Source organism: Pedobacter nototheniae (assembly GCF_004335085.1).
Taxonomy (GTDB): Bacteria; Bacteroidota; Bacteroidia; order Sphingobacteriales; family Sphingobacteriaceae; genus Pedobacter; species Pedobacter nototheniae.
The window spans coordinates 80,064-100,205 of record NZ_RQRS01000001.1 but is presented as its reverse complement, the minus strand read 5'-3'; the positions used below and the strand labels follow the sequence as shown (position 1 = coordinate 100,205).

The following is a 20,142-nucleotide window of genomic DNA, read 5'->3' as shown; positions in this document are numbered from 1 at the left end:
TGATGATCTCATGCTTATGTTTACTTTTACTGCGACAAAAGTAAATCAATTAAAATCCGTGATAAAGGACAATTGTCCTGTACCGAAATATGTTACGCACCAACCTTACTTTCTTATCGTTTATTGAACGTTTTTATACCGAAACGGATCAGAAAAAAAATATCAGACTTAAATCTTTTACCAAAGGAACTAGGTTTATTGAGCAGGGCGATACCATTAAAAATATTTATATTGTTAAGGATGGGATAACAAAATGTTTTATTTCTGAAGAGAATGGTAAAGATTTTATTATCGAATTTTTGGGCAAGGGCGAAGTTGTTGGAGAGTTGGAAGCCCTAAAGAAAATAAATTGCCTTTGCAATGTAGAAGCCATTAGTGATGTTACCGTTTATGCCATTCCGGATTACTTTTTCCTTAAGCTGGTTAAAGAAAATACAGAGTTTAATAACATTTTGCTTCAAGAGTTATCTACCAGAATTATACAAACCAGCACACGGGCTTCGTTTCAGCAATTATATACTTTGGAATATGGATTAGATAAATTGCTAAAATTGCAAACAGACGAACATATTACCATTTCTAAAGAGGATATGGCAGCATATCTTGGTATATCCACCAGAAGTTTTAACAGGCTTTTAAAACAATTGAAGCAAAAAACTACTTAAAGTAAAACAACTTTCAGACGGCATAATTGTTATACTTAAAAAGTAAAATGGCCGAGATTTTAATTATTAATGGAAGTGCCCGATTAAATGGCGATACGCAAAGGTTTGTAAGTAGATTGATGGAAGGTATCGAACATGCTCAAATTAACCTTATTGAACATTACTTTCTTCCCTATAATTACGATAATCAATATCCTACGGAAGATTGTTTTGACACTTTTGCCAAAGAAATTTTATACCACAAACACATTGTATTTGCCACGCCCGTTTACTGGTATGCCATGAGTGGAAGGATGAAAACTTTTTTCGATAGATTAACAGATTGGGTTACGTTAAACAAAGAAGTTGGTAGAAACTTAAAGGGTAAAACAGTACAAGTAATTGCAGTGGGCACTGATGGGACACTGCCTGATGGCTTTACCACTCCATTTTATATGACGACAAACTATATGGAAATGGTTTTTATGGGACATGTTTATTTTAATTCAGAAATCTCTATTCCTGAAGAAGAATTTGCGGATATCAGGAAATCTTTTTTTAGTTTTATAAAAGAATAGAGCATCTAATTCTTTCGTTAATTTTCTTATAATTTAATGGTTTAAACAAATGAATGTAGCAGAGGTATTTAAAAATAATGAAAAGTGGATCGCAGAAAAGCTAGCTATAGATCCTGATTATTTTAATAATTTGGCAAAGGGCCAAAGTCCTGAGTTTTTATATATTGGCTGCTCTGATAGCCGGGTTACGGCAGAAGATTTAATGGGCATACAACCCGGGCAAGCTTTTGTACATCGTAATATTGCCAATTTAGTTAACAATGTTGATTTAAGCGTAATGACGGTATTAAATTATGCCGTGCGCCATTTAAAGGTAAACCATATTGTGGTTTGCGGGCATTACAACTGCGGTGGGGTTAAAGCAGCTATGCAACCTGCGGATATGGGCATTTTAAACCCATGGTTAAGAAATATTCGTGACGTATATCGCCTGCATAAGGATGAATTAAATGCGATTGAAAACGAAGATTTGCGTTATAATAGATTAGTTGAACTGAATGTGCAGGAGCAATGTGTAAACTTGCTAAAAACTGCAGCAGTACAGGAAGCAGTTATAAAGCGTGGATTAACCGTGCATGGGTGGGTTTTCGACATCCATACTGGCAGATTAATTGACCTGAAGATTGATTTTGAAAGGATTTTAAAAGATATTACAGAGATTTATAAGCTTTACTAAAGTTTATAACCAGTAGTTTTCAGTTTGTATAATAAACTGAAAAATACTGGTTACTTACTAAATATTATCTGCCCATCCAGCCGCCATCAACTGTTAAAATGGTACCGTGTACATAATCTCCTGCTTTTGATGCCAGGAAAACTGTTGGGCCTTTAAAATCTTCGGGTGTTCCCCATCTCGCTGCAGGAATGCGAGATAAAATAGAAGCACTTCTATCTTCATCCTCACGCAGGGCTGAAGTATTATCAGTAGCGATATAACCTGGGGCAATTGCATTTACGTTTACCCCTTTTGATGCCCATTCGTTGGCAAATGCTTTGGTTAAAGAAGCTATAGCACCTTTACTCGCTGCATATCCTGGAACGGTAATTCCGCCTTGAAAAGATAGTAATGACGCTGTAAAAATCACTTTTCCACTACCACGGGCAACCATTTCCTTACCAATTTCTCTTGTTAAAATAAATGGTGCAGTTTGGTTTACAGCAATTACTTCATCCCAATATTCATCAGGGTGCTCAGCAATGGGTTTACGTAAAATCGTACCTGCGTTATTTACTAAAATATCAATTACGGGATGATCTGTTTTTACTTGATTAATAAAATCGTTTATGGCATCGCGTTTACTAAAATCACATTTATAGGCATAAAATTTTCTACCTAACGCGATTACTTCTTTTTCAATTGCGCTACCTTCTAATTCAAGGCTTGCAGAAACACCAATTACATCAGCACCTGCTTCGGCTAAAGCAATGGCCATAGCCATGCCAATACCACGCTTGCAACCTGTTACAAGGGCAATTTTACCCTTTAATTCAAATATATTTAATGACATTTTTGTTGGGTTAAATTAGGTTACTTTAATTCGGTAATTTTGCAATGATCCATATCGCCGTAATCTAAATTTTCTCCAGCCATACCCCAAATAAAAGTGTAATTGCTAGTTCCAGCTCCTGAATGAATAGACCAGTTTGGAGAAATTACAGCTTCATCGTTCTGCATCCAAATATGACGGGTTTCTTGCGGTTGCCCCATAAAATGACAAACACTTTGTCCTTCAGGCACTTCGAAATAGAAATAAGCCTCCATTCTTCTATCGTGCGTATGGGCAGGCATTGTATTCCAAACGCTGCCAGATTTTAGCTCAGTCATACCCATTTGCAATTGGCAAGTTGGCAGTACACTGTTTACTAAAAGTTTGTTAATTATTCTATGATTTGCTGTTTCTGGCGATCCTAATTCTACAATTTCAGCCTCGGCTTTACTTACCTTTTTTGTTGGATAAGTATGATGTGCTGGTGCAGAGTTTAAATATAATTTTGCGGGCTGGCTTTGATCTGCTGATTCAAAAGAAACCTCTTTAGTTCCTTTTCCAATATACAGGGCTTCTTTATATTCCAATTCGAAACGTTCGCCATCAGCTGTTACAATTGCTTTTCCTCCAACGTTAATCATTCCTAACTCACGACGTTCTAAAAAGAAGTTTGCCTTTAAATCATCGGGGTTTGGAAGATCTATTTTTTGACCTACTGGCATTGCTCCACCAACAATATACCGATCAAAATGTGATAAAGTTAAATTTACCTGATTGGCTTCAAATACATTGTCGATTAAAAAATTATCCCGCAAAGCGGCGGTATCCATTTGTTTAACTTCTTTAGGACTTTGAGCGTAACGGCTTTCGAATTTATTCATTGATTAAAATTTGAGATGTGACTAAGATCGTGGTTAGGTAAACGATCTTAGTCACAAATATATTTATACAATCTTATAATTAGAACTAAGAAACTATTTAAATTTCACTAAATATTTTACTCTGTCACCCTGAGTTTAGTTCAGGGTCTTTTAAGATAGATTCTGAAACAAGTTCAGAAGGACGATCATTTTTTTATACAATCTTATAATTAGAACTAAGAAACTATTTAAATTTCACTAAATATTTTACTCCGTCACCCTGAATTTAGTTCAGGGTCTTTTAAGATAGATTCTGAAACAAGTTCAGAAGGACGATCATTTTTTTAGACAATCTTATAATCAGAACTAAGAAACTATTTAAATTTCACTAAATATTTTACTCCGTTACCCTTAATTTAGTTCAGGGTCTTTTAAGATAGATTCTGAAACAAGTTCAGAATGACGATTATTTTTTTTAGACTATCTTATAATCAGAACTAATACTCAACTTTATAATCTTTTTTTACTGGTTCACCAGTCCAGGCTTTAAGGCTTGTCCACGGTGCCGCAGCATCTGTCCAAAATTTATTATCGGCTGGAAGCCCTAGTGTAAGAAAACCTAAGGTAGCCATATACAAACTTCCTGTTGAGGTATATTGATCGGCAATCATTGGTTGATGACCATTAAAACCGAGTACAAGCCAGCCTTTATCATCAAAATTCTGATTACCATCATACATATTGTGCATCACTTTTGTTAAACCTGCCCTAACTTGTGCTGGCAAAACATAATCTGGCAGTTTTTCCATTAATGCCGTTTGGGCTAAAGCCTGAAAAGCGGCAGTTCTATAAGTTATTGATCTACCATAGGCAGGATAAGTGCCCTCCGGAGAGATTAAGCGCTCTAAATATTCAGAGTAGCGTACCATTCGTTTTAAAGCTAAATCATAATCGGCTTGTGGGGCTTTCTTTTTATCGACCAAAACTTTCAGCAAATCAACTAACATTGGGTGGATTACGTAAGAATTGTAATAATCCATACTAAACAAAGCACCATCACTATACCAGCTATCGCCAACGTACCATTCTTTCATTTTATTAATTGAAAACTGAACACGGGCAGGATCGTATTGTTCGCCAATGCTTAGTAAAAAACCTTCTGTTAAGCCAGAGAATAATAACCAGTTGTTGTATGCGCCTGTGCGGGTACGTAAAGCTTTAAATTCTTCAATAAAGCGTTTTTTAGTAGTTTCGTCTAACGGTTCCCAAAGTGCTTTTGGGGCACGTAAAAATGCATGTGCCACATAAGCGGCATCAACAATTGGTTGTTGCTCGGTTCTGTAATTCATATAATCGGGATTGGATGGATCAACCGAGTTTGCCAATCCTTTTAACAATTCTGTACGCAACTGTTTACGCATTTTCCCTTCTTCTGTATTGTCATCAGGTAACGCAAGCCATGGTGCAACACCAGCAATAGTGCGTCCTAAAGCTTCTAGATAAGTTACCTTTTCGAGATTCAAATAATATTGCGGCCCTATTTCTTTTGGCATATTTTGCTTAAGTGTTCCATTAGCCAAATTATGGATAACAGGATAGGAAATTCGGTACAAAGTTTTGGCCCAAAAAGAACGATCTTGCTGTCCGGTTGCAGCTTTTTTAGTTTGGGCGTTGGTTTGTAATATTGCGAAGCACAGTATTAAAACTGATAAGATTTTATAGATTACTTTCATGTTGCAGCTATTAAGGCGAGGTTTAAATTACAAATACCATTTTTTATATCGAGCCAATGCTTCCAGATAATAATAATCAGCATAAATTAAAGGCACATCAATTTCACTATTTAAAGGCAATGCACCTGTGCTGTGCATTAATAAAAAACCACCGTTTTCGCCCAATTTGGCTCTGTATGCATCACTAGATAATGAATAAATCATTGTTTCAGCGGCTGATTTAAATTCGGCTTTTTCATCTGCACTACTATATTGACCCAATTCTAGCAAAGCTGATGCAATTAATGCTCCTGCGGATGCATCACGTTTGGCGTAAGGAATACCTTGGGCGTCGAAATCCCAAAAGGGAATTTTATCTTCTGGTAAGTTTGGATGGTTTAAAATGAAATGTGCAATACCTTTTGCCTGTTTTAAATAAGCTTCATCTTTTGTAAAGCGATACATCATGGTAAAACCGTATAATGCCCAACCTTGTCCACGGGCCCATGCAGAGCAATCTGCAGCACCTTGCCAAGTGGCTTTTCTTTTTACACTTCCTGTTGTTAAATCATAATCAATAACATGAAAGGAGCTAAAATCAGGGCGGAAATGATTTTTTAAGGTAGTATTAGAGTGCGCTATAGCGATTTCTTTATATTTAGAATCTCCTCCGTTATCACTTACCCAGTTCATCATTTCCAAATTCATCATATTATCAATAATTACAGGACAATCCCAATATTTACTTTTATTCCACGATTGAATAGATTTAATTGATGGGCGATATCTGGTTGCTAAAGATTCTGCCGAACGCTGTATAACAGCTTTATATTCAGGCTTTCCTGTTAAGCGATAAGCGTTACCAAAGCTGCAGTACATCATAAAACCTAAATCATGGTTGCCTGTATACGTTTGATTTGGCTCAATTACTTTCAGTGCTTTTTCTGCTTCACTTTTAATTGCTTTATCTTGTGTTTGCTCATAAATGTACCACAAACTGCCAGAATAAAAACCACTGCACCACCATTTAATATCATAATTTATGGGCTTACCTTTTTCAAAACTTTGAGGTGTTTTCCCTTCCGGAATATTTTTGCTCAATACTTTATATTGGTCTGAGGCAAACTTAAATTCTTCACTAATTAGCTGGGCCATTTTTTTGTGAGGTGCAGCTTTTTGTGCAAATGATGTGATACTGCTTAATGCAATGAGTACGGCAATTAAATTTACTTTTTTCATGTATGTGTATTCGTGTTTTTTAAGGCGTTGACTGTTTATAAATTCCAAACTCAGCCAATGTTGGGTTTAGCCGTGATGACTGAATGTTAAACCTTATTTTATTTGTTGTAATTTGTTTAAAACTGATTAATCGTTTATAGCCTACTGTGGTTCCAACAGCAAAAGTTTTCCAAATTTCCCCGTCCAAATATTCGGCAGAAAATTTTTCAATTCTTTGGCCTACAGCTATATTTTCCTGTAAAGTTATAATATCGAAGGTTTGAGTTTTGGTTAATTCGAATTGGATTACTGCTGTGGTATCTTTTCCGGTAGTAGTTGCAAATGTTTCCATTTTACCATCAAAAAGGTTATTTGCGCCTTTAACATTAGATGATGTTATTTTAGCATTTTTTGCCAGGTTATTACCGAAAGTTTTTTTCATAAGCTCGGCAAACCCTAACAGATTTTTCACATCAGCATCTGCAATTAAGCCATTGGTATTGGGCGGAATATTTAGCAATAAAACACCGTTTCTCCCCACCGAAGTAAAATAAATATCCATCAGTTGCTTTGGCGTTTTAACTTTACCATCTTCTGCACTGTGATAAAACCAACCCGGTCTTATACTTACATCCGTTTCGGCAGGGTACCAAACTAAACCCGCTGCATTTGCTAATTGGGGTCTGCTACCCCTATCCTGATCTTTATAGCTTCCTAAAACACCAGGAATAACGTTTACATCCTTTTGGGAGGTAGAGGCAATTTTTTCCTGACTTAATTCGCCAACTGGCAAAACACTCCATTCGGTTTCTCTACCAACACCTGTTTCAGTGCCCACCCAACGCACATCTGGTCCTTGTACAGCAATTACCGCTTGTGGCTGTAGCTTACGGATTAAACTGTACCAGCGATCGAAGTCATAAACTTGTTTTTTACCATTTGGCCCCTCGCCATTAGCGCCATCAAACCAAACTTCATCTACTTTTCCGTATTCACTAAGCAATTCTGTTAACTGATTTACGAAATAGTCATTATAAGCTTCAGTTCCGTAAGATGCGTTGTTTCTATCCCAAGGAGAAAGGTATACTCCAAAGCCAATATTATATTTTCGACAAGCCGCGGCAACTTCTTTTACAATATCGCCCTTACCATTTTTGTAGGGCGTATTTTTAATGCTGTGTTCTGTATATTTTGATGGCCATAAGCAAAAACCATCATGGTGTTTGGCTGTAATAATTACCTGTTTAAAGCCGGCATTTTTAACTGTTTTGATCCATTGATCGGCATTAAGTTGCTCAGGATTAAATTTTGAAATATCTTCTGTTCCATCACCCCATTCTTTATTGGTAAATGTGTTAATGCCAAAATGGAAAAATGCGGTAAGTTCCAGTTGCTGCCAGCGCAGTTGCCTTGCTGATGGCGTTATATTGGCTGCTTTATTAATTACATCTTGGGGTTTATCTGTTGCATTTATTTTTACAAAACTTTTTTGCTGCGCATTTATCTGTGTCGAGGCTAAAATCAGGATACTCGCTATTAAACTCTTTTTCATTTGGTTAGCTTTTTAAATTCAAAGGCAAAATAGTTTAAACTGTGTTTATTAAGTTCAGGTTTTTCGGCAATCCAATTAGCTATATCAGTATAAAAAAAATGAGTATTAGGTATCATGTATTTTTTTTGGCTGTAAATTTTCTAGTTTTAGTTCTCCTGAATCTGGATTTTGTAAGTACCTATAGTATTTTTGTTTTTTGAGATTAAACGGATTCTATATAGTTTTTCGCCCCAAATTTTAATAATTCTGGCATCGTCCATTGGCTTTTCATCAATGTTTACTTCAAAATTAGAAGCATCAAAACTGATAGATATTCCTGCTTCTTTAAGTATTAACTTGCCCTTTGATAGTTCAGCTTTATAAGGTGTAAGAAAATTTAATTCAGTTGGCGCTTTATAGGCATTAAGGGTAAAATCATCAACTAAATTAATTTCATTTTTAGCTCTGTTTAATACGATACTTCTATTCCATTTTTTAACTTCGGCTGCCGCAGGATAAGCCTTGGCAATATCCATTGAAACAGAAGCCATAGAATTTGAATTGCTGTATTTAAAATCACTTGCGGCAAACGCTTTCCCATCTTGTTGGTTTACACCATTTATTGTAGGGCAATTATGCCATTGCGATTGTACATTCCATAATTCGTAGCGTTTGCTACTAAAGGTTTTTGCAGTGTAAGTGCCTACTCCTGCATCAATTAAAGCGGGTTTACCACTTGCATAAACTATAAAATTACCAATATCATTATGGTTATGGCTTTCGGCATTGTTGCCACCTTTTGCGGCAAAAAACAATCCTTTGGTATCTCCAGCTTTTAATCTTGCATTAAACACTTGCAAATCTGGCAGTACAGAATATTGCGGATAAGGTGCATTTGAAGGCAAACTTTTTAGATCATTATAAATATCAGCACTCGCCAAAAAATCGCTTACATCATCTGTTGGAATTTGGTTTTTACGTTCCTTAAATAAAAAGGAAGCATAATCTTTTAGGGTTTTATCCTTAAACATTAAACCGTATTCATAAACACTTTCAGGGTTTTGAGTGTAAATGGCGTTTGCATCGGCAAAGTTTACGTTATAGTTTCCTGCAATTTGCATTTTATAGGTGTAGGCACCAATGCGATGCAAAAGTTCTTTATCACTCCAGTCTAGTTTACCGCCTGATGATTGATTTAAAATGAGCATTAATCTAATTAATCTGCCCCCGGCCATGTCCCAGTAAGAAGGACCTTCATCACAACCGCCATCTTCAGGATATTGATTGATGAAATTATCGGTACTTCTTAGCAGTTTAGACGTTAAACTATCTAATTTACTGCCAGGTTTAAGCACTAATAAAGCCGCTTGCAAACTATTAGCATTTACATAAGTGTTCCAGTTATTAACCGAATTACCTTTAAAACCCATCCACCAGAAATAATCATACTTTAAATACGGATCGAATATGCGGCGGTTTAATTCATACAAAATACGACTGTTTACAACTTTAGAATAAGTTGCAAATTTTGGAGCAAGTACGCTATAAATACTGGCAACCGTTAGGGCAGTTCGGGAAGCATTTAAATCAATATACGGGTTTTCAATATTGGCTAAATCAGCGCCTTCCTTTTGTACAACAATATGCGCAGGTGCCACCCAGGTACTTTCTTCGAGCACCAGCCACAAACCATTTACAATTTGTGGAATGTATTTTCCTTTATTATCAACCAGTTCACCAATAACCAATTGCGAAAGCATTTTTCTGCGTTCGCCTTGCAAATTTTCATAATTTACCCTTGTACCTGTTAATTTATAATCTAAATATAAAGATGCGGGCAACGATGGCCACTTGTAATTATTGGCATTTTCTGCATTGCGAATGAGTTTTTGTTTTAAACTATCTGGCAAAGTGGCAATGGCTTTTATGCTTTCTGCTTGTTGCTGTTCTTGCCAGCTTGTAAGCGCAGGCAGCGCATTTCCTTTCGGGTATGCCTGTTGATGAGCATTAAATAGCCAGTTTCTTTTTACAGTAGTTTGAGCCTTAGTAATTATAGAAAAGGCCAGCAACAGGCAATACAGGGGAATAATTTTATTTTTAAGCATAATTTTGGTTAAAAAGATTTTCTTAATAAATCTTTAAATTTAATAAAAGGTAGCCACCAATGGTGGCTTACCTTTACCAACTAAACTAAATTTTAATTTACCCAGCCTGGTGTTTGCACCAAGTTTGGATTTCTTTCTATTTCTACCGCTGGTACTGGCCAGTTGTATAAATAATCGCCTTTAAATGAATAAGCGTACACCACTTTACCCCAAATTTGTTTTACCCCGTTACCAGCATAAAAAACTTTGTCTTTCCAGCTTTTCCATCTCATTTCGTCGAAGAAGTTGATGCCTTCATTTGGAAATTCCACTCTTCTTTCATTACGGATGCGTTCTCTTAAATCTACCTGACCAGATACAAATGTTGGCAATGAACTATTTGCATCTTGCAATAATGCTGCACCAGCTCTTGCTCTAACTTCGTTAACCTTTGCCATTGCATCAGATGTTAACCCTTGTTCGTTTAAAGCTTCTGCCCACATTAGTAACACATCTGCATATCTAATTAATACAAAATCGGTTGGGCCGTAATCTCTGGCAGGGGTTTCTGTTGTACCTTCATAAACATATTTACGGTATAAATAATAAAATAAGCTTTGCGTATCGGTACGTAAATCGCCGTTTGTTGCTGCTTCAGAACGGTATGGCCATCTTGAAGTTACTATTGCATTGGCACCGTTAAATACACCAACATAAGTAGAATAAGGTGTAATTACATTTGCAGCTAAACGCGGATCGCGATTAGCATAAGCTTGTGCAATTCGAGCTTCGTTTCCTGTTGGCAAATACAGGCTCATTTTTGCACCTCTAGTGGTTGCCGCTGTAATTTCTGCTGCTGTTAGGTTATTTCTTAAAAAGTAAACCTCTCGCTCTGCTACAGAAAGTGCCGAATATCCTGGTAAAACGGCATCCCAGTTAAATTTAGATCCATCAGCATTTTCATAAAGATCAACCAGGTTTGGCGATACGTGATAAGTGTTCCAGCAAGAGCCAAATGAAGAGCGTGTACCACAATAAAACTGTGTTGTTGAGCCAAATCCGGTAACGCCAATATTTTGAATAGAGAAAATCATTTCATTAGATTGCTCATTAGCAGTTTTAAAAAGTGCGCTGTAATTTGCAAATAGGCCGTAACCAGCATCTTTAACTTTTTGAAAATCGGCAGCGGCTAAATCCCATTTCTGCGTATACATATAAGCTTTACCGCGTAATGCATAAGCAGCACCTTTAGTTGCGTGACCATAATTTCCGTTTCCACTGGTGTAGCGATCAGGAAGATTTGGCTCGGCAATAGCAGCGGTTAGATCACTGATAACCTGGCTCCAAACTTCAGCTTCGCTTGAACGACCTTTTGTAGCTTGATCTGCAGTAAAAGGTTCCAAATAAATTGGTACACCTTTATACAACTGGTTCAATCGTAAATAGAAATAAGCTCTTAAAAATTTAGCCTCAGCAATGTATCTGGCTTTTTTCTCTGGTACCGAAGGTGATTTTGCAGGAATATTTTTCAATGCATCATTTGCACGTTGAATCCCTTCGTAAAGGTTTTGCCAATGCGAACTGAAGTAGGAATTACTAGTGGTTATTGTTCCGGCAAGTAAGGATTCTGCACCCGAAGTTTGCCCTGTAAAACCTAAACAATCCATTTGATAAAGTTCTAAACCAGAAGCCCCTCCTGTAGCCATACCATATCTTAGGGTAGCATAAACCCCGGTCATCCCCTGATCGGTTAAATTATCACTGGTCCACATCGTTTCAGATGCAATTTGCGATGGCGGTGTAGTATTTAATAAATCTTTTTTACAACCTGTAAGTACAGCAATTGTGAATATTATAATTAAAGTCTTTTTCATCTTAAATCTCTTAAAAAGTAACATTTAAACCTAAAGAATACTGGCGCATAGTTGGATAAGATACACCTGATCCAATTTCTGGATCTAAGCCTGGATAGTTTGTAATGGTGAACAAGTTTTCTCCTGATAGAAAAATTCTTGCTCTACTCATCGCTGCCTTTTTAGAAATTTTTTCTGGCAGCGTATAACCAATCTGTAGGTTTTTTAACTTTAAATAAGAAGCGTTATACAAATAGAAATCACTGGCTACACCAGCATTCTGTCCATCTGTTGTATTTTTTAATCTTGGGTATTTAGCCGTAATATTATTAGCCGGATCGTTTGGATTTGCATCATTGTAGTAATAATGATCGTTGGCAATTAAGGTACTTACCGCATTACCCAAGGATACAATTGAATTGTTGTAGCCTGTTGAATTCCAGTAATACCACATGCCTGCACTACCAGACCATAACATGGAAATATCGATGTTTTTGTAAGATAAATTCATGCTGAAACCGTAATTAAACCTCGGTGTGGAAGATTTATTTACAAACTGCGCATCACCATCATTACCATAAAGTCCATCGCCATTGTTATCTGCATAAATTAAATCACCATAATAAATTTTGGTTTTACCTACACCACCAGATGGTTGAAAAGTATAGCCGGCAGCAATCATAGCATTTAACCACGCCATATCATCCGGAGTACGAATCATACCATCTTTCGGCCCACCATTAATGTTTACTTTACCATCGGTAAAATAATTTCCATCGCCTTTGTAAACCTTTTGAAGGTAATACTCATTAATTTCGTGTCCCTCTAAAACGCGGTTTGTGCCACCACTTGAAACACTACCTAAATTAGATTTGTAAACCCTGTTGCCTAATGCATCAGTTGTATAACCGGCCTGGTAAGTACCTTTATATTTAGTTACGCGGTTAAAATTATAAGCAAAATTACCTGAAACGCCATATTTAAAATCTCCAAGTTTACCATTATAGCCTACAGTAACTTCTAAACCTTTGTTTGATACTTCTGCAATATTTTGGGTTGCTGCTATAGCCGTTCCTGTAGTTAGTGGAATGGTTGGAGTAAATAAAATTCCGCTGGTATATTTTCTGTATAAATCAATTTCGAAATTCATTTTGCCATGAAACAAATTACCATCTAAACCAATATTACTGGTTGTTGTGGTTTCCCAAACTAAAAATGGATTAGCAAACTTATTTGATACTAAACCATTGGATTGAATACCATTATAAGAATAGTTAGTTGATGCATAAAGTGCCTGATAATCATAGTTACCTAAAGATGGGTCAGGATTCATTACATTATTACCTGTTTTACCCCATGATGCACGAAGCTTTAGGTTGCCGATATAATCATTTAATCCACTCATAAAAGATTCTTGAGAGATACGCCATCCTGCAGAGAATGCAGGGAAAAAGCCCCAACGACGGCTTTCAGCAAATTTTGAAGATCCATCGTATCTAAATACACCTTCTAAAAGGTATTTACTTTTATAAGCATAATTTAAACGTCCGAAAACAGATCGCATTGCATAATCATACTCCCCACCTGATGCCGATGTTACAGCGGTTGCTGAATTAAGAGTTGTTATGGTTTCATCAATTAAACCTTTTTTAGTTGCTCCAAAATTGTAATAGTTGTAATAATATTGATTGTAACCCGCCAATGCGCTAATTTCATGGTCTTTAGCTATCGTTGTATTGTATTTTAAAATATTATCAATGGTCATACCATAGTTTTTGTTAAAACCATAGCTTGTACTTAGCTGATCAGGAGTGGTTTTAGCAGTTTTTAAAGTATTGGTGGCAAAGTTCCAGCGCTCATTGGTAATGCTATGTGTATTAAACTCTTCCTGGCGGGTTTGATAGTTAAATCTGGTTTCAAAATTTAAGCCTTTTAAAATATCAAATCTTGCAAAAACGGTTGTATTAATTCGTGTTTCCCTATCATCACCACCTGTGCTGTATAAATAAGAAGATATGTTATTTGCGGTCGATGATTCTTCTGCCGCAGCTGGAAAACCATATTTACCATCCCAAACTGGATATACACCTGGCGTAGTTTGACGTAAAAAATTAAAAGCATTATCGGTATTTGCTAAACCAACTGTTTGCAATGAAGCAAAAGTTTGTGTTCCTACCGTTAAAAATTTAGCCACTTTAGATTCAAGGTTAATACGCAAACTGTATTTATCAGAACCTGTATTAGCCATAGTACCCGGATTGTTTAAATACATAGCTGATAACAAATACTTTGTATTTTCTGAACCTCCGTTTAAAGAGATATTATGTTGCTGTACTACATTGTTTTCAAAAATTACATCACCCCAATTGGTATTAGGATAAGCAATATAATTTGGTACACCTTGTGGTGTAAGTCCATCAGGATTAGCGTTTGCCGCCGCCCATTGTGCAATGGTAGCATCTGTATAGATAGGATTTTGCCCTAAATTGCGGTAACCCTCATTAACCAAATTCATGTGTGTAATATAATCTGAAACAAAAGTTGGCAAATTTGCTGGTCGTGCAATTGATGCCAAACCACTATAAGTTATTGCTACCTTTCCTGAATTTCCTTTTTTAGTGGTAATTAATATTACACCATTTGCCGCTAAGGAACCATAAATAGAACCAGCAGCAGCATCTTTTAATACAGATACACTTTCTACATCATTTGGATTTACGGCATCCATTGATCCAATAATCCCATCAACAACTACCAGCGCATTGTTACTATTTAATGTTCCTGTACCTCTAATCCTTATTGTGGCCCCATCAGAACCAGGCTTGCCTGAAGTTTGACGAACAAATACACCAGAGCTTAAACCGCTTAAAGAAGATGATAAATTGGTTACAGGTCTATTTTCAATTGCTTTTGCATCAATTGTAGATACAGACCCGATAACATTAACCTTTTTTTGTACACCATAACCAACTACAACAACATCGTTTAAGCTGTTATTTTGCTCTTGCAAAACAATGTTTAATGTTGTGGAGTTACCAGCAGCTATTTCTTTAATATCGTAACCGATGTAGCTAAATACTAATCTATTTTGGGCGGATGGTACAGCAATAGTGTATTTACCATCGCCCCCGGTTACCACTGCTGTAGAAGTGCCTTTAACAGTAACACTTACACCTGGTAGTGGCCCGCCTGATGCATCTTTTACGGTACCTGAAATTTTAATAGATTGACCAAAGGCAGTAATTGCCATAAGGTTAATGAACATAAATAGGGCAAATAGTTTAAGCAGACTGCTGCCACAAATGCGCCAATTATGTTTTAATTGGAAATCATTGTAAAGTTTATCCATCTTGTTTGGTTTTATATTGTTTTATTAAATTGGTTAGTAAGGAAAAACATTATAAAAGTGTTTAAGCTAAAAATTGACTTAAACTGGAGTTAGTGATTCTTTAAGCTTCTCATCAAGCATTTTTTAGAATATTAACTATTCCAAATTTGTTGGTTTATTTTAAGGCAGAGGGGGTAAAATCCATAACAAATAGGGGTAAAATCTTATCTTTTACTCTTCATTAATACTTAAAGGGCTATATTTCGATCGAAATAAATTATCGCACATTTTTTATAAAACAATTTCTTTGCTTGATATTAGCGAAGCTCTTTCTAACCGAAATTGAAACTTTATCGTATTTTTATTGCCCTAAACATTAATCATCCCATGCAATGTTTTAACACGAAACACCTATTTACAATTTTACTGTTGTTTCATTCTTTTGCTATTTTTGCACAAAACAATAGTGCCTTTAAACACTTAAATGTTGAGCATGGGCTTTCGCAGAGTTCTGTACTTTCTATTACTCAAGATGCGAGAGGTTTTTTGTGGTTCGGTACACGTTTCGGCTTAAATAAGTACGATTCCAGAAGTTTCAAAATTTATAAACATGATGATAATGATCCTTCAAGCTTAATTAATTCTGAATCTTTATCTTCTATTCTGTCTGCTAAGGATGGCTCCTTATGGATTGGTTCTCCGTGGGGAATAAATAAGTACAATGAGGAACAGGATAATTTCGACCACATTATTCGTGATAAAAAAAAGCCTCAAAGCTTATCGAGCTCAAAAATAAACTGCCTTTTTGAAGATCGTGAAAATAGAATCTGGATTGGTACCGGTAATGGTCTAAATCTATTAATTAATAAGGCTAAGTATCATTTTCAGCATTTTTTAACTTCAGAAAAATCTAACAATGAAGTTTTTGCCATTGCTCAAGATCATGATGGCAATATTTGGATTGGAACGGGTATGGGCTTGGTGAAAATCAAAATAAAAAACGGCAAAACGAGCTATCAATATTTTAAAACATTTAGCGATCAAATTAACCTGGTAAACGATAACCATGTAACCAGTATTGTTGAGGATAAGGAAAATAACCTTTGGATAGGCACTAAACAAACTGGCTTAAATAAGTTGGATTTGCAAACCGGAGTTTTTACTACGTTTAAATATTCAAGTTTAAATGTGAACGGAATAAGCAGTAACAACATCAGAAAAATACTTTTGGATGAAGAAGGGAAACTCTGGATTGGTACTTTACATGGGATTAGCATTTATAACCCGCAAACAAAAACTTTCAGTATTTTACAAAACGAACCCGATAATAAGGGCAGCCTAAGTCAGAATTCTGTTTATGATATTTTTCAGGATAGACAGGGCATTATTTGGGTTGGCACCTATTATGGCGGTATTAATATGATTTACCCAAATTATACACCGTTTAAAATATATAAAAGTGCTAAAAATGGCCTTAGCAGTAATGTTATAAGTTCCATTACTGAAGATACAAACCATAACCTATGGATTGGAACTGAAGGTGAGGGTTTGAATTATTTTGACCGTAACAAAAACACATATACCCACTATAAATATAATCCTAACAACCCTAAAAGCTTAAGTTCTAACCTTGTTAAATCAGTTTTTAAAGATAAAAAGAATAGAATTTGGGTAGGCACACACCTGGGCGGACTTAACCTGTATGTTCCGGAAAGCAATAACTTTATTCGGTTTACAAACAAACCAAATGATGCCTTTAGTATTAGCTCTGACGCAGAAATATCGAGTATTTTTGAAGATAGTTATGATCGTTTTTGGATTGGGACAAGCAATGGTTTAAATTTATTTGATACCAAAACAGGCAAATTTTTCAGAAAAAAAATTAATGGGTTATCTGATGCCGTCTTTTATATTTTTGAAGATTCAAGGCGAAGGCTTTTCGTTGCTACCAATTCAGGTTTATACATTTTGCAAGGAAACTCTGCCCATTTTAGCTCGCTACCCTATAGCAATATTAGCTGTATTACTGAAGATAAGCAAGGGTTTATTTGGCTCGGCACACTACGCAGTGGGATTTATAAATTAGATGCCAAAAATCGTAAAGTTGGAGTAATTACAGAAAAAGATGGTTTACCAAGCAATAATATTGTAGGAATACTGGAAGATGACGCCCACAATTTTTGGATTAGCACGGATAATGGGCTATGCAAATACAATCCGGCATTAAAATCTTTTAAAACCTTTAATATTAAGGATGGCTTACCAGGAAATGAGTTTAATTACAAATCGATATTAAAAGATAGTAATGGAGAATTCTTTTTTGGTGGTTTAAGTGGTTTTGTGAGCTTTTTCCCTAAGGAGATAAAAGAAAATAAAGTTGCCAGAAGTGCAATATTCACAGAGCTTAAATTGTTTAATAAACCTGTAAAACTAAATGCAGAAGATGGTTTGTTAAAAACCAATATTAGTAACCTGAATAACATAACTTTCAAATCTGATCAAAATGTATTTTCGGTTGATTTTACGGTTCTAAATTTTATTAAATCCGACAAAAACACTTATGCCTATAAATTAATTGGCTTTGAAAAAAATTGGAATTACGTAAATACACCAACAGCCAGTTATACCAATTTATCGCCTGGCGATTACAAATTATTAGTTAAAGGAAGCAATAACGATGGTTTTTGGGCTGAAAAGCCAACAGAAATCAGTATAAAGATTCTCCCTCCATTTTATAAAACTTGGTGGGCCTATTTAATTTATTTTGGTATTGTTGCAGGCATTCTAATTTTAGGTGTACGCTATTTATTGATTCGGGCGGTACTAAAAAAGGAAAAAGAAATTAACGAGCATAAACTAGAATTTTTCACTAATATTTCTCACGAAATTAGAACGCCATTAACTTTAATTGTTGGGCCACTAGATAACATTATTGAGCAGAACCAGTATAATCCGCAGCTAGCTAAACAATTACAGCCAATTAAAAACAATGCTGATAGATTAATGAATCTTGTTACTGAATTATTGGATTTTAGAAAGGCCGAAAGCGGAAAAATGACTTTACAGGTAAGTCCAGGTAATTTAGTTAAGTTTTGTAAGGAGATTTTTCTCGCTTTCCAAAATATGGCTCTCAGCAATAATATTAGCTATACTTTTGAAACTGAAAGTGAGGAGATAAAAATTTATTTCGACAAAATTCAACTGGAAAAAGTATTTTTCAATATCCTTTCAAATGCTTTTAAATTTACGCTAAAGGGTGGCAAAATCAGCCTCAAAATCAGTTTGGATAAAAACGATGTAAACATTCAAATTTGTGATAATGGAAAAGGAATTCCGCTAGAAAATCAGGCTAATTTATTTAATAATTTCTATCAAGCTAATCCTAATGAAAACATTGGAACAGGCTTAGGCTTATCTTTTTCTAAAAGCATTACAGAACTTCATAAAGGCAATATTTCCTTTGAAAGTAAGCCACAACAAAATAATGAGCCAGGTTTTACTTGCTTCACCATTTGTTTAAAAACTGGTAAAGATCATTTTAAATCTTCAGATTTTATGGAAGATTACCTTTATTATGATGATGCTGCAAACTATAAGGTAAAAACTCCTGAAATTGAAAGCACCACTCATTTACCCGAAGAACCCTCTATTAAAACAGTTGAAAAGAAGAATTACAGCATTTTATTAGTTGAAGACAATGCGGAGGTTAGAAATTTTATTAAAAACTCCCTAAACGATAGTTATACCGTTTATGAAAGTGAAGATGGCTTAAAAGGTTGGGAAAATGCTACAGAAAACATCCCCGATTTGATTATCAGTGATGTAATGATGCCAAATATGGATGGCCTTGAACTGTGCAGAAGATTAAAAACAGATGAAAGAACGAGCCACATTCCTGTTATATTATTAACGGCAAGATCGGCTTATGTGCATCAAATTAATGGCTTTGAAAACGGTGCAGATGCTTACATTATGAAACCTTTTAATTTAAGGATTTTAGAGCTTAACATTACTAACCTTTTAAGCGCCAGAGAAACCATAAAGAAGAAATTTGCACATGTGGTTAAGCTAGAGCCTAAAAACCTGATTATTAATACTACTGAAGAGAATTTTTTAAATAAAATTATTTCAATTATAGAAGATCGCATCACCGATCCTGATTTTGATGTGCCTACCTTAGCTACAGAAATTGGTATGAGCCAACCCGTTTTATACAAAAAAATCAGGGCACTTACTGATTTTTCAGTAAATGATTTTATAAAATCCATTCGCTTAAAAAAGGCTGCTCAATTGCTTAAACTTAATCAAGGCAACATTTCTGAAATTGCATACAGCGTTGGCTTTAATGATCGAAAATATTTTAGTTTAGAATTTAAAAAGTATTTTGGCAAAACGCCAAGTGAATTTGCGCAGGAGGAAAATAGATGAAAATGTACCAACAAGCTTTAAGTCTAAATGAGAAACGCAGAGGTTTCCACTTAATTACCAAAGAAGTAGAAAATGTTTTACCGCAAATTTCTGACCTAAAAATCGGTATCTGCCAAGTTTTTATTCAGCATACTTCAGCCTCGCTTACCATTAATGAAAATGCTGACCCAACCGTAAGGATCGATTTTGAAATGTTTTTTAATAAGGCTGTTCCAGAAAACGATCCTGATTATGAACATGATTATGAAGGATCTGACGATATGCCGGCACATTTAAAAGCGGCGTTGCTGGGCAATTCTGTTACCATTCCAATAAGAAACGGTAAACTTGCTTTAGGCATATGGCAGGGCATTTACCTCTGCGAACACAGAAATTATGGTGGATCGAGAAATTTAATAATTACCGCTTGGGGAGAATAA

13 protein-coding genes are annotated in these 20,142 nt (G+C 35.5%); 5 read left to right on the top strand and 8 right to left on the bottom strand.

The features are described 5' to 3' along the window. Positions 1 to 89: 89 nt before the first annotated feature. Genes EHC72_RS00360 through EHC72_RS00350 form a run of 3 tightly spaced genes read left to right on the top strand, consistent with a single transcriptional unit; the run spans position 90 to position 1,898 of the window. Complete coding sequence (locus EHC72_RS00360; RefSeq protein WP_131535443.1) at positions 90 to 665, top strand: Crp/Fnr family transcriptional regulator; 576 nt, start codon at positions 90 to 92, stop codon at positions 663 to 665. 47 nt (positions 666 to 712) lie between these two features. After that, on the top strand, positions 713 to 1,222 hold the full coding sequence (locus tag EHC72_RS00355; protein WP_131535442.1) for a flavodoxin family protein: 510 nt from the start codon (positions 713 to 715) through the stop codon (positions 1,220 to 1,222). A 49-nt stretch (positions 1,223 to 1,271) separates the two neighbouring features. Then, positions 1,272 to 1,898, top strand: coding sequence for a carbonic anhydrase (locus tag EHC72_RS00350; protein ID WP_131535440.1), 627 nt, complete (start codon positions 1,272 to 1,274; stop codon positions 1,896 to 1,898). A gap of 64 nt (positions 1,899 to 1,962) precedes the next feature. Here EHC72_RS00350 and EHC72_RS00345 read toward each other — a convergent pair whose 3' ends face one another. The 8 genes from EHC72_RS00345 to EHC72_RS00310 form a co-directional block, all read right to left on the bottom strand. Continuing rightward, positions 1,963 to 2,730, bottom strand: coding sequence for an SDR family NAD(P)-dependent oxidoreductase (locus tag EHC72_RS00345; protein ID WP_131535439.1), 768 nt, complete (start codon positions 2,728 to 2,730; stop codon positions 1,963 to 1,965). A gap of 20 nt (positions 2,731 to 2,750) precedes the next feature. Further along, positions 2,751 to 3,590, bottom strand: coding sequence for a 5-dehydro-4-deoxy-D-glucuronate isomerase (gene kduI, locus EHC72_RS00340; RefSeq protein WP_131535438.1), 840 nt, complete (start codon positions 3,588 to 3,590; stop codon positions 2,751 to 2,753). A 476-nt stretch (positions 3,591 to 4,066) separates the two neighbouring features. Next, entirely contained in the window at positions 4,067 to 5,302 is a 1,236-nt protein-coding gene (locus tag EHC72_RS00335) for a DUF2264 domain-containing protein (protein ID WP_131535437.1), read from the bottom strand. Between the two features lie 27 nt (positions 5,303 to 5,329). Then, positions 5,330 to 6,520, bottom strand: coding sequence for a glycoside hydrolase family 88 protein (locus tag EHC72_RS00330; protein WP_131535436.1), 1,191 nt, complete (start codon positions 6,518 to 6,520; stop codon positions 5,330 to 5,332). Positions 6,521 to 6,539: 19 nt separating this feature from the next. Then, entirely contained in the window at positions 6,540 to 8,051 is a 1,512-nt protein-coding gene (locus EHC72_RS00325) for an alpha-L-fucosidase (protein ID WP_131535435.1), read from the bottom strand. A 146-nt stretch (positions 8,052 to 8,197) separates the two neighbouring features. Continuing rightward, positions 8,198 to 10,135: a heparinase II/III domain-containing protein gene (locus EHC72_RS00320; RefSeq protein WP_131535434.1), complete on the bottom strand. Its 1,938-nt coding sequence runs from the start codon at positions 10,133 to 10,135 to the stop codon at positions 8,198 to 8,200. 92 nt (positions 10,136 to 10,227) lie between these two features. Continuing rightward, positions 10,228 to 11,988: a RagB/SusD family nutrient uptake outer membrane protein gene (locus tag EHC72_RS00315; protein WP_131535433.1), complete on the bottom strand. Its 1,761-nt coding sequence runs from the start codon at positions 11,986 to 11,988 to the stop codon at positions 10,228 to 10,230. 10 nt (positions 11,989 to 11,998) lie between these two features. After that, positions 11,999 to 15,316 carry a SusC/RagA family TonB-linked outer membrane protein gene (locus EHC72_RS00310; RefSeq protein ID WP_246029348.1) on the bottom strand — a complete coding sequence of 1,106 codons (3,318 nt, stop codon included), beginning with the start codon at positions 15,314 to 15,316 and terminating at the stop codon, positions 11,999 to 12,001. Between the two features lie 408 nt (positions 15,317 to 15,724). Between EHC72_RS00310 and EHC72_RS00305 the strand changes: the two genes are divergently transcribed. Together EHC72_RS00305 and EHC72_RS00300 are read left to right on the top strand one after the other, a co-directional pair. Continuing rightward, on the top strand, positions 15,725 to 19,723 hold the full coding sequence (locus EHC72_RS00305) for a hybrid sensor histidine kinase/response regulator (RefSeq protein WP_165585743.1): 3,999 nt from the start codon (positions 15,725 to 15,727) through the stop codon (positions 19,721 to 19,723). After that, on the top strand, positions 19,720 to 20,142 hold the full coding sequence (locus EHC72_RS00300) for a secondary thiamine-phosphate synthase enzyme YjbQ (RefSeq protein ID WP_131535431.1): 423 nt from the start codon (positions 19,720 to 19,722) through the stop codon (positions 20,140 to 20,142). Before EHC72_RS00305 ends, EHC72_RS00300 begins: the two co-directional genes overlap by 4 nt.

Excerpts from the sequence above, each read along its gene's own strand:
- kduI (WP_131535438.1), bottom strand. The coding sequence starts at position 3,590 with ATGAATAAATTCGAAAGCCGTTACGCTCAAAGTCCTAAAGAAGTTAAA.
- EHC72_RS00350 (WP_131535440.1), top strand. The coding sequence starts at position 1,272 with ATGAATGTAGCAGAGGTATTTAAAAATAATGAAAAGTGGATCGCAGAA.
- EHC72_RS00320 (WP_131535434.1), bottom strand. The coding sequence starts at position 10,135 with ATGCTTAAAAATAAAATTATTCCCCTGTATTGCCTGTTGCTGGCCTTT.
- EHC72_RS00355 (WP_131535442.1), top strand. The coding sequence starts at position 713 with ATGGCCGAGATTTTAATTATTAATGGAAGTGCCCGATTAAATGGCGAT.
- EHC72_RS00330 (WP_131535436.1), bottom strand. The coding sequence starts at position 6,520 with ATGAAAAAAGTAAATTTAATTGCCGTACTCATTGCATTAAGCAGTATC.
- EHC72_RS00310 (WP_246029348.1), bottom strand. The coding sequence starts at position 15,316 with ATGGATAAACTTTACAATGATTTCCAATTAAAACATAATTGGCGCATT.
- EHC72_RS00360 (WP_131535443.1), top strand. The coding sequence starts at position 90 with ATGTTACGCACCAACCTTACTTTCTTATCGTTTATTGAACGTTTTTAT.
- EHC72_RS00315 (WP_131535433.1), bottom strand. The coding sequence starts at position 11,988 with ATGAAAAAGACTTTAATTATAATATTCACAATTGCTGTACTTACAGGT.
- EHC72_RS00325 (WP_131535435.1), bottom strand. The coding sequence starts at position 8,051 with ATGAAAAAGAGTTTAATAGCGAGTATCCTGATTTTAGCCTCGACACAG.
- EHC72_RS00345 (WP_131535439.1), bottom strand. The coding sequence starts at position 2,730 with ATGTCATTAAATATATTTGAATTAAAGGGTAAAATTGCCCTTGTAACA.
- EHC72_RS00300 (WP_131535431.1), top strand. The coding sequence starts at position 19,720 with ATGAAAATGTACCAACAAGCTTTAAGTCTAAATGAGAAACGCAGAGGT.
- EHC72_RS00335 (WP_131535437.1), bottom strand. The coding sequence starts at position 5,302 with ATGAAAGTAATCTATAAAATCTTATCAGTTTTAATACTGTGCTTCGCA.